This window comes from Thermostichus sp. MS-CIW-23 (assembly GCF_054059455.1).
Genome location: NZ_JBSSCC010000064.1, coordinates 1 through 9788, shown reverse-complemented (window position 1 = coordinate 9788; position 9788 = coordinate 1). Strand labels below are relative to the sequence as shown.

Sequence of the window (9788 nt, the reverse complement as noted above, 5' to 3'; positions counted from 1 at the left end):
AAACAGAAAGATCAACTGGTAGTAATCCGTACTGAACATATTATACATTATTTTCAGTATAGTTGAGCTTATTATTGACTAGAGTCATGCTCTTTTTTGCCTCTTTTGAGATCCTTTTCACTTCTTAGCGCCCTCCCCCCAGTGTCCAAATGACAGCGGTGGGACAGGATCCCTACCCAGGCTAACAAAAGGTTCCCACTGCCCCGGTTTTCACGGGCCATCCTTGGGGCTCAGTTGCGGCGAAACAGGCTGTCCAAGTAGATGCGTGCCGCCCGCCGGTCGCTCTCCCCGCTTTGGAGCAGGAATAACGAGAGCGCTGCCGTCACCACCCGATCCTGATCCCAGTCGGGATGGCGAGAGAGGTAGTTTTGGAGGGTGTCATGCAGCTCCTCAGGAATTTCGCTCAAAATGCTGACGCTGTGAGAACTCATAGTCCAACCACTCACTCGGGGTCAAGAGGGGAGAAAACGGCATCCCGCAAAACCTGCGGCCACAGCCAAAACTTGGGCAGCTCGAACAGAGCGAACCCGCAACATCAAAACCCAACCTAGATAGGCCAAGAGCCTCAGCAGGCTCGCAAGCAGAAAAGCAAGCAATATAGGTTCATAGCTTGCCCCTATCCCGGCGGATGGGAGGGAGGGCATTCACAACTGTTCCTAAGCCTGTCGTGGGCCGTAGAACAGATGAAGTCTTTTCTTTCTAAGGAGAGCGCTCGGGAAAATCTCCACACCACTCGCCCTCAGGTGGGGCTATTCTGCCCTCTGCCCTATGGGGGATGTCAATCCCAAGCCAGGGATCCAACCGGACAAAAGCCTGCCATTGGCCTTGATGGGATCGGAAAAAACGGCGCGATCCCGTTACGTTTCTCAGGGTGTAGTCGCCTGAACCTTACCGACCTCAACTTTTCCACAGAAACCCCCGATGCCGCCCCCTGAGGGAAAGGCCCTGTGGAAAACAGCCCGCCCGCCTGTGGAAAGTCTGGGGAAAACCTGTGGATTTCCGGGAAATCTGAATTTGTCCAAAAATTTTTGTGTTTGTATAGAGCATTTCTCAGGGCCACTCGACTCGGTAGCGCAAAAACAGCTCCTTGGAACCGCGGCGGCATTCCAGCAGCTCCAACTGGGGCGGGGATCCCTGCACTTGCCAACCCTCAATGCTGGCAGGCGCATCGGCGTATCCACTCAGCAGCACCGGAGCGAGGGTAACCCACAGCTCATCCAAGGCCCCTGCCTCGAGAAATGCCCCCAAAAGCCGCCCCCCGCCCAACAACCCCACCCGTTCAATGCCCAAGCTGCGCAGGCGGGCCAGCCGTGCCGGCAGATCCCAATCGGCAGCCACCCAGATGTCCTCAAAGCCGGTTCGGTTCCGCCAAATCCGGGATCCCTTGGGAGTTGTCCACAGCCAACGGGTGAGGGGCTGGCGAAAAAACGGCAAATCCTCAGGAATATCTCCGCTGCCAGAGCAGATGATCGTCAGAGGCTGGGGGGATAGGCCCTGAGCAGTTCTGCGTTGGATCAACTCGGGATCCCGAATACGCAGACTGGTGCCGTAGGCCCGCAGAGTGGCTGCCCCCATGATCAAAGCCTGTTGCTGAGCAGCTTGGGTTTCCAAATGCCGATAGTCCTCAGGGCTGCTGAAGGAGGGCCTCTGCGCTCGATGGGCTGCGATCTTTCCATCCAAGCTCTGGGCGAAGATGGCAACCAAATGGGGACGATTCAAAGACAAGATTGCTGAGAAAGGGTGGGCAAACCCCACAAATTGACCAGAATAGAGTCAGGCATCGCCGGGGGAACCGTGGCACCGGTCACCAGAGCGCCCACGCGGAATGGATATGCTAGGGACATTTCAATCCTCCACCATCCGGGTTGAAGTCGAGGCCAGTGCATCGACCGTGCAGCGCTGTCTGACAGAGGTGGGGTTGCTGCAGCAGTGGATCTGGCCCCAGCAACTGCAGGGATCCCTTCCCGAAAGGCTGGAGCTGGGCAGCACCTTTGCGGCCCAATGGGGCCCCCTCTCGATCATGCACCAGGTGGAAACCCTGCTGCCGGAACGGCTGCGCCTGCTGATGTGGGGAGGAGCCGATGGCTACTGTGACTGGCTGTGGGGGAACGGCTGGGTGCAGTTGCGGGTAGAGGCCGTCTCTCTCCTGCCCTTGGGCTTGGGACAATTGCTGATGCTGCGGCGGCTGCAACAGTTTGCCCAAAGCCAAGAACAGCGCCCCTCTTAGGACTTAAAAAGCGACCTTCCGGCAAAATCCGTGGATCCTCGGCTTGACAAAATGCGTTTCGGTTGCAGCATGCTACTTCTCTAAAGATTTTCCACTACGATAGTTGTAGCAGAGCTTACTCTTCCCGTCCGAGAGGCCCAATGAATCCGCCGACCAGCCCCACCCCAACCGCCATCGAGCAGGAAAAGTTTGAGATCCGCTTGGGAGAAGCCCTCAACCGAGCAGGACTGCTCACCCCCGCCCAACTGGCTCAGGCCATGTGGGAAAAGGCCGATACCCCCTTGATGTTGGGGGAGCTGTGTATGCAGCACGGCTGGATTGCCCCCCGAGATCTCTACCCATTGATTCCGGTCGAATTGGTGCGCATCGGCGAGATCTTGGTGCTGCATGGGTATCTGGAGCTGGAGCACATCCATCAGGCCCTGATTCAGCAGCGGCAGCACCCGGAGCGCAAGCTGGGGGAGATCTTGGTGCAGCAGGGCTGGGTACAACCCCACTGGTTGGAATGGGCCTTGGACAAGCAACAGCGGCTGCGGCGCCAGAAAGGAGCTGCCAACAGTTGGGAGGTGATGGTGGAGCAGTGGTCCACCATTCCCGATCAGCCCCCTCTTTATGTCTCCCCTCTACAGGTAGCCCAAGAGACCTACAGAGTTACCCAGCAATACAAAGCCCAGCTGGAGCGCTACCAAGAGCAAATTGCCACCTTAGAAGCGCAACTGGAGCAACAGCGGCAGCAGCAACAGCTCCTGGTCGAACAATCGCTGCAGCAGGTTGCCGACCATCAAGCCCGCCAGCAGGAGCAGCAGCGCATTGCCCAATTGGAAGCCCAAATCCAGCAGGGCACTGAACAACAAAAGGCTGCCCAGCAGCGCATTCGGGAACTGGAGGAGCAACTCCAAGCTCAGCAAGCTCAGGGATCCGCGCAATTGCAAGCCGCCCAAGCAGAGCTGGAGACCCTGCGGCGCCGCTGCCACGAGTTGACAGAATGGCAATCTCAGGCCAAACACCAGCTGCAAAAGCTGGGATCCCGATTGCAGGAGCAGCAGAAGATACAGCAGGATCAGGCACAGCAGCTCCAAGAGCAAACCCACCTGCGTCATACTCTGCAGCAAATGGAAGCCCAAGTGGCCGCCCTGAACCAATCGCTGCAGGAGCACCAACATCAACTCCAACTGGCCCAGTCCACGAAACAGCGCTTAACTGCCGACCTAGCCCACGTTCGCCAAGAAGCTGCCGAGGCCACCCACCGCTTGCAGGTGCAGCTCCAAGAAACCCAAGCCCAACTGCGAGAAACTCAAGATCGCTTGCAGGAAGCCCAAGCCCAAGTGAGCCAGCTCCAGGCCCAACTGCAAGCGGCTCAAGTGGAAAACCGTGCCCTAGCTGCAGCGCTAGCCGAAGCCCGACGAACTTCCCCACCTGCAGCTGCACCGACCCCAGCTTCGGAGAAAGCCCGGCCAGAGGCAGAGGATCTCAAGACCCTGACCGTAGCCGACTGGGCAGCCGAGCTGAGTGCCCCAGAAAGCGAATTGCCCCCGCAGCAATATTTGGGGGAAGAGGACTTGGAAGCCTTGCAGCGAGCTACCCCCTGGGTACAGCGGGTGTTGACCCAATTGCGGGCGGCTGGCCTAATCGACAATGCCGGCATCGAAACCGTCATTCACGCTTGGGAAAAGGAAGGGGGCACCTTCACGGATGTGCTGGCCCACCACAGCGGCCTCAAGCCGGAGACCGTCAAATTTTTCAGCGAAGGGGGCTACTCTGTTCAACTGGCAGGGGGACGCCACGTGGCCGACTACCTCAAGGCTTCTGGATTGGTCAGTGCCACCCAAATCGAACAGATCCAGAAGCACCTGCCGCCAGGGGGATCCCTGTGTCAGGCCCTTGCCCAAGCCGGGATTCTACGCCGGGCCACTGCCCTGTATTTCGAGCGCCACTTCGGCGGGCAAAAGCCCCGCCGCCCGCTGCGGGAAGAGCTTTAGAGGAACCATGCTCTATCGCTGACGCCAACGACCGACAAGGGATCCGAATACAGACACAAGCTGCCAACAAGATGCCAATTAGACTAGAAACTAGATAGAGATAGATCATCAGAAGCGACCGGTTTCTCACCCCTGAGAGACCCAAGTTACTCGGTAGTTGTGTCGATCTCTTCTGCTATGACTACGGAAGCTCCAACTCGACCTGCTCAGCAGTTCTCGCCCTCGAGAACCCAGGTTCGCCAGCCCTACCCCCACTTCAAGGTGATCGTCTTGGATGACGATTTCAATACCTTTCAGCACGTTACGGAATGTCTGCTGAAATACATCCCCGGCATGACTTTGCCCCTAGCGCGGCAACTGACCGTGCAGGTGGATGCCGAAGGGCAAGCAGTTGTTTGGGTCGGCCCTCAAGAACAGGCGGAGCTCTACCATCAGCAATTGCTGCGGGAGGGGTTGACCATGGCCCCCTTGGAGCCGGCCTGAAGCACCAGGCGTTCGTAGCTGCGCTCAACTGCTGCCAGCAGCTCCGCTTGGCCCCAACCGGCGTAAAGGCTGCTGGCAATGGCCAGCCCACCCGCCCCCACCCCTTCCTTGACATAGCCCCGCTCGTAAGCCTGTAGAGGCAAATAGCGGCTATTGGCAAAGCTCAGTTGGGTGGCCAAAAGGGGAGCAACCCCCAACAACTCTGCCAAGGCCACCGTATTGCCCGAGGGATCCTCTGCCACCCAGCGGGTGGTTCCCACCACCACGTTCTCTGGGGGCCAAGGGATCCCCTGCTCTTCCCCCCAGCGCTGCATCAAGGCCAGCACCGCCAACATTTGGGTTCCCCCTGCCAGCAGCACCGCTCCCCGTTGCGCTGCGCCCATCGCCAACCCGGCCACAAAGGGCTGCATGGGATCCCCCACTGCCGCCACCACCTCAGCAGCAGAAGCTCCCCTTGGCAGACGGGCCAATCCCTGCCGGGCCAAGGCCAGCTTTTGGGCGTGGTTGCAGACCGGGTGGCTGCTGTTTACCATGCCCTCTGCTGCCCACCCCAGTCCCAACAACACCGCCAGCGCCGTGGTGGTGCCCCCTGCCACACACTCCCCAATCACACAGTAGCCTTGCTCCAGCCGGGATCCGCGGTCGTACCCTTCTTGCCACAGGGATCCCACCTGCTCCAAAGACAGAGCCTGTCCTGTGCTCAAGCAGCGGGCCACTCCCCCAGAGCTCACCATTTCTGCCCCCGGCAAAGGTTCCGGCAAGCCACAATCGAACACTCGGCACGGGATCCCCAACTCCCTCAGGATGGCGCAGCTGATCACCACTGGGGAAGGATAGCCATCCGGAGAGGTGGGCAAGCGGTGAGAATGGCCCGCCAGCAACACTTCCCCATCGGCAAGAGCTGTGTAGCGACGCAAGGAGGGGGTAGCGCCGGCAGCCGAAATGCCCGGAACAAGAGCCGTTTCGGTAAACCCCAAGCAGGCCAGAAACAGAGGTCGGGATCCCTGCACCCGTTCGCACCACCGCCGGGCCACAGCCGGCTGAGTGTAAGCCTTAACGCAAGGAAACGGAAGCATACCGGACACCGAGGCAAACAAGCCAGAGTCTATCCTGAGCCAGAAGGGCGGGATCCCGTACTCGCAGGAGGGGTTGCCTCCTGCTGAGGCAATCGGATTCGGATAGGATGGGTATACCCAATGCAGTTTATTCAGGGCAAACGGAAGGCCATGAGCTTCTTCGACTCTGAGATCGTCCAAGAGGAAGCCAAGCAACTGTTTCAGGATTTCCAAAACCTGATGCAGCTTGGTCAACGGTACGGCCAATTCGACCGGGAAGGCAAAAAAATCTTCATCGAACAGATGGAGGAGTTGCTGGAGCGCCAGCGCATTTTCATGAAGCGGCTGGAACTCTCCGACGACTTTATGGCTCAAATGACCATCAAACAACTGCAAACTCAGCTTGGGGGGTTTGGGCTCTCCCTGACCCAAATGTTTGACCAGATGCACCAGACCCTAGAGCGCATGAAAGCTGAGGCAGACGCTGAGCGTTGACACCCAAGAACGACCTACACGAAGGGATCATGTCTTCTTCCCGCCAGACCCGCAACCAGAAATTGATTCTGGAGGTGCTAGAGCAGCAGTCGCAGCCCCTTTCGGCGCAAGAGATCTTTCTGGAGTTGCGCAATGCCAACCACACCGTCGGTCTGGCCACGGTTTATCGAGTTTTGGATGCTCTGCGCAATGAGGGCAAGCTGCAAGCGGTCAACTTGGGAGACCAGCAGACCTACTACCAGGTTCTGCCCAGCAATGGCCACAACCGCCACCACCTGATCTGCACCGAATGTCGGCGGGTGGTGCCTTTGCCCGATTGTCCGGTGGAAGATTTGGAGGCACAGCTTTCCAGCCGATACCAATTTGCGATCGAGTACCATGTGCTTGACTTCTACGGCGTCTGTGCCCAGTGCCGTAGAGGGGTTGGGCCAAGCCCGGACTCACGGCGTTCCTCTTTTCTCAAAGCTAAGCCCAAATGATGAGCTATCTCTGGACGGTGTTGATCGGGCTGGCCGGCGCCCTGATCGGGGTCAAGCTGAGGCTTCCGGCAGGAGCGCTGGTGGGCTCCATGGTGGCGGTGGGTTTGGTGAATGTCTGGGGGGCGATCCCAATTCCCGCTCCCCCAGCCGGGATCCGTTTTGCCATGCAGGTGGTGTTGGGCATTCTTTTGGGTACTAAGCTCACTGCCGATACGCTTCTGGCCCTGAAAGATCTGTGGCGACCAGCCCTGCTCTGTACGGTGATTGCGGTGGGCACGGGGGTCTTGTCGGGGTACCTGATCTCCCGTTGGCTGGGGATCGAGCGCTTGACTGCCATCTTGGGCACAGCTCCAGGAGGCATTTCCGACATGAGCCTGATAGCCCTGGACATGGGAGCCCAAACCAGCACAGTGGTGGTCATGCACTTGGCACGCCTGATCAGTGTCGTCGTGGTCGTCCCCTGGGTGGTGCGGCTGTTGGTTCAGCCGGGCACGAGTTAGCTAGACCGCCGGGAAGCCCCGCCCTCTGTGCATCAGCATGAGTGCCGGAGTATGTCACGAAAGTCCTCGGAGCAGAGACGGTGGGTGGGTTAGACTAGGGGCGATACAGAACTTAACAACTGAACCGCCGCCTTGGAACTTTCCCCTTCTCCCCTCACCTGCCATGCCGCCGCTGCCGGATCCCCTTGGAGCGCTACTCTCCGTTCTGCAGATGGCTCTTTGGGCAATGTCTCCTCTGGCCAAGGCGATTGGTGGCCTCTACAGCTGCATTGGCAGGGGGAGCCAGACCCGGTACAGCCTGAGCTGGTGCAGGTGGATCCCGTGCTGCGCTTGCTGCTTTTGGGGGATGGCTTTACCACCCGTAATCTTGCTGCCTTGATCCAAGAGCCGATTCAGGCTCATCTGCTGGACACGGGCCGGGTTGATTTACAGGCAGAGCAGGGCACTGCCCCCAAGTCCATGCAACAGCTGGCCAGAGATTTGGGGCGGCTGGGATCCCCTTTGATGCGGCGGCGGGTTTGGCTGTGCGGAGTAACCTCTCAACAGCCCTTGCTCTATGCCACCTCTTGGTGGAACTCCGAACATCTGGTTCAATACTTGCCCCATCCCGATCGGCCCATTGGCCAAAATCTGATCCAAGAAAAACTGGAGACCTTTCGCGAGCTGCGCGGCCTTTACCACGGCGAGGCAGACCCGGTTGCCCGGCTGCTGCAGTGTCCCGGTCCCTTCTGGGCTAGGCATTATCTTTTGTTGCACAGGGGCCAGCCTTTGACCGTCATCTACGAGGTGTTTTCTCCACGGCTGGCCGCAAGGGCCCTGTCCCGCTAGCGCGACGGAGACCTCCAACGGCGCACGGCTGCGGTGATGGCGGCTGCCACCTGCGGATCTGATTGGGCGCTGGCGGAGATGCGCTGATAGTCCTCTGGGGTCAGTTGATGGGCGACGATGATCTCGGCAGCAGCAGCCTCAAACTGTTGTTCGATTTGCCGACGTTCCTCGCTGCTGTTGGCCTGTTGGAGGCGATTTTGGGTGCTCTCCAGAAGAGGTTGCACCGCCAGGAGGGTGCGGGCAAAGCGGTCAATCTGCTCAGAAGAAGGTGGAGAGGTGGCTTCAGAAAGACTAGCCGGGGCCGAGGTCATCGTCTCTGAAGAGCATGACTCTAGTCAATAATAAGCTCAACTATACTGAAAATAATGTATAATATGTTCAGTACGGATTACTACCAGTTGATCTTTCTGTTTACTTTCGAGTCTGCCAACATGGTAGCCAAAGCAAAGCAGAAAATTGGTAGTAAGACGACACGGAAACTGCGCTTTGGGTATTCTACTCAAAGCTTTGCGGGATACCGCCATTCTGTTTGGACTCCGTCCCGCTAACGCGAATGGAAACAAACAGAATGCTATCGCTGCATAGTTGAACAGTGATGTTCAGCAGTGTTCAGCGTAAACGTATCAGGTTGCGGGCAGATCCCCATCCCATCCGGAGTCTGGCCTGGGCGAGGGAGAGGGATCCGGGTTGGCAGGAGCCTGGAGGGCCACTCTGCCGGCTGCGTCCAAGTCTTGGGCCGGGTTGAGGGCATTCCAAAGGGCCAAGCCCGCCAAACACAGAGCAGCCCCTATCAGTCCAGCACTCAAGAGGGCGAGCCAACTGACAGAGGTCGCAGTCGGCTCAAGCACCACCTGCACCGGCGCATGAGGAGGCAAGGGTTTGGACATGAGGCTGAGATCGTAAGCCCGACGCTGCTGGCTATCGCTGAGAACTCGGTAGGCGTGTTGTAGCTGGAGGAACTCCCGCTGGGCCAACTGCCGCAACCCTGCGGGGATATCGGCAGGCAACCGATCCGGGTGCAGTTCGCGTGCCCGCTGGCGGTAGGCAGCTTTGATCTCCTCCAGGCTGGCTTGGGGAGAAAGCCCCAGCTGTTGGTAGTAGGTGGGGGAAGCAGGCAGAGTAGGCATGGGAGCAGTTGGTTGCAGAACAGAGGGAGAACCGGCTGCCTTCGAAGGCCAGCCACCTTACCCCAACAGGGATCCCTCCTTTCGGACCAGCATATCCTGCCCGGTTCAGCGAGGCTGCTGGCCCAAGAGCTAAGACACGTAAACCCCTGTTAGAGGCGCGCTCAGGGCTTCTTCCAACTCTGCCAGGCCAAGACGACGCTCCAGGATATCCATCACCTCGCGGCCAAAATCATGGGGGTTGCGATCCCAGGCTTCCAGACACACTTCCCCAAAAAAGGATCCCAGGGGTTCTGGGTTCCAGAGCAGTTTGCGCGCCGTCCAAGGAGTCATGTGCATGGGGTTAAAGCGGTCGTCGATAACACCGATTTTGCGAGCAAAATCTTCTAGATGAGTGTGGGGTTGCAGGCCGATGAAGAAGATGGCCGGCTCAACTTTGTCGCGACCAAAGATGGCTTCCAGCTCGCGATGGTACCGTACTGTTTGCCGAATGGTTTCCGGTCGCTCGTCGATAACATTAAAGGAGTACAGCCTGTTAAGGGCTCAAGGGGTACAATAGCAGCACTTAGCAAACCAACTTCGGAAGGAGGATGGATTGATCAGTAGTAAAGAAGTCTT

13 protein-coding genes and 1 pseudogene are annotated in these 9788 nt (G+C 58.4%); 8 read left to right on the top strand and 6 right to left on the bottom strand.

All coding sequences use genetic code 11. The annotated features are described in order from the left end of the window. Positions 1 to 230 precede the first annotated feature (230 nt). A complete protein-coding gene (locus tag ACVW0B_RS13860) occupies positions 231 to 431 on the bottom strand; it encodes a DUF2811 domain-containing protein (RefSeq protein ID WP_041436785.1) in 201 nt (66 codons plus the stop codon). A gap of 252 nt (positions 432 to 683) precedes the next feature. On the opposite strand from ACVW0B_RS13860, the gene ACVW0B_RS13855 reads away from it, so the two are divergent. Further along, positions 684 to 935 (top strand): hypothetical protein, encoded by a 252-nt coding sequence (locus ACVW0B_RS13855; RefSeq protein WP_457491954.1) that lies wholly within the window; start codon positions 684 to 686, stop codon positions 933 to 935. Between the two features lie 115 nt (positions 936 to 1050). Here ACVW0B_RS13855 and ACVW0B_RS13850 read toward each other — a convergent pair whose 3' ends face one another. Continuing rightward, positions 1051 to 1719, bottom strand: a complete 669-nt coding sequence (locus ACVW0B_RS13850; RefSeq protein ID WP_457491953.1) for a RibD family protein — start codon at positions 1717 to 1719, stop codon at positions 1051 to 1053. Between the two features lie 112 nt (positions 1720 to 1831). Here ACVW0B_RS13850 and ACVW0B_RS13845 point away from each other — a divergent pair, with 112 nt between their 5' ends. The 3 genes from ACVW0B_RS13845 to clpS all read left to right on the top strand — a co-directional run bounded on the left by ACVW0B_RS13845 (position 1832) and on the right by clpS (position 4689). Beyond that, positions 1832 to 2227, top strand: coding sequence for a hypothetical protein (locus ACVW0B_RS13845; protein ID WP_414349609.1), 396 nt, complete (start codon positions 1832 to 1834; stop codon positions 2225 to 2227). Positions 2228 to 2367: 140 nt separating this feature from the next. Beyond that, positions 2368 to 4206, top strand: a complete 1839-nt coding sequence (locus ACVW0B_RS13840; RefSeq protein ID WP_457491952.1) for a hypothetical protein — start codon at positions 2368 to 2370, stop codon at positions 4204 to 4206. 177 nt (positions 4207 to 4383) lie between these two features. Continuing rightward, entirely contained in the window at positions 4384 to 4689 is a 306-nt protein-coding gene (gene clpS / locus ACVW0B_RS13835; RefSeq protein ID WP_011434126.1) for an ATP-dependent Clp protease adapter ClpS, read from the top strand. Here clpS and cobT read toward each other — a convergent pair. Continuing rightward, complete coding sequence (cobT, locus tag ACVW0B_RS13830; RefSeq protein ID WP_041436788.1) at positions 4638 to 5765, bottom strand: nicotinate mononucleotide-dependent phosphoribosyltransferase CobT; 1128 nt, start codon at positions 5763 to 5765, stop codon at positions 4638 to 4640. The two genes, clpS and cobT, sit on opposite strands and share 52 nt — an antisense overlap. A gap of 150 nt (positions 5766 to 5915) precedes the next feature. Here cobT and ACVW0B_RS13825 point away from each other — a divergent pair, with 150 nt between their 5' ends. From ACVW0B_RS13825 to ACVW0B_RS13810, 4 genes are all read left to right on the top strand, one after another. Continuing rightward, the gene (locus ACVW0B_RS13825) at positions 5916 to 6239 is read left to right on the top strand and encodes a DUF1825 family protein (RefSeq protein WP_011434128.1); all 324 of its coding nucleotides are present in this window, start codon (positions 5916 to 5918) and stop codon (positions 6237 to 6239) included. Positions 6240 to 6268: 29 nt separating this feature from the next. Next, positions 6269 to 6718 carry a Fur family transcriptional regulator gene (locus ACVW0B_RS13820; RefSeq protein ID WP_414422382.1) on the top strand — a complete coding sequence of 150 codons (450 nt, stop codon included), beginning with the start codon at positions 6269 to 6271 and terminating at the stop codon, positions 6716 to 6718. Then, positions 6715 to 7218, top strand: coding sequence for an AbrB family transcriptional regulator (locus tag ACVW0B_RS13815; protein WP_414330730.1), 504 nt, complete (start codon positions 6715 to 6717; stop codon positions 7216 to 7218). The genes ACVW0B_RS13820 and ACVW0B_RS13815 overlap by 4 nt, the downstream gene beginning before the upstream one ends. A gap of 132 nt (positions 7219 to 7350) precedes the next feature. After that, positions 7351 to 8046, top strand: a complete 696-nt coding sequence (locus ACVW0B_RS13810) for a chorismate pyruvate-lyase family protein (protein ID WP_457491951.1) — start codon at positions 7351 to 7353, stop codon at positions 8044 to 8046. Here the strand turns inward: ACVW0B_RS13810 and ACVW0B_RS13805 are convergent. The 3 genes and pseudogenes from ACVW0B_RS13805 to ACVW0B_RS13795 all read right to left on the bottom strand — a co-directional run. After that, positions 8043 to 8357 (bottom strand): DUF4168 domain-containing protein, encoded by a 315-nt coding sequence (locus tag ACVW0B_RS13805; RefSeq protein ID WP_457491950.1) that lies wholly within the window; start codon positions 8355 to 8357, stop codon positions 8043 to 8045. The two genes, ACVW0B_RS13810 and ACVW0B_RS13805, sit on opposite strands and share 4 nt — an antisense overlap. A 312-nt stretch (positions 8358 to 8669) precedes the next feature. Further along, the gene (locus tag ACVW0B_RS13800) at positions 8670 to 9173 is read right to left on the bottom strand and encodes a J domain-containing protein (protein WP_457491949.1); all 504 of its coding nucleotides are present in this window, start codon (positions 9171 to 9173) and stop codon (positions 8670 to 8672) included. A 129-nt stretch (positions 9174 to 9302) separates the two neighbouring features. Continuing rightward, positions 9303 to 9698, bottom strand: a pseudogene (locus tag ACVW0B_RS13795) (photosystem II high light acclimation radical SAM protein); the annotation flags it as partial. Between the last annotated feature and the right edge of the window lie 90 nt (positions 9699 to 9788).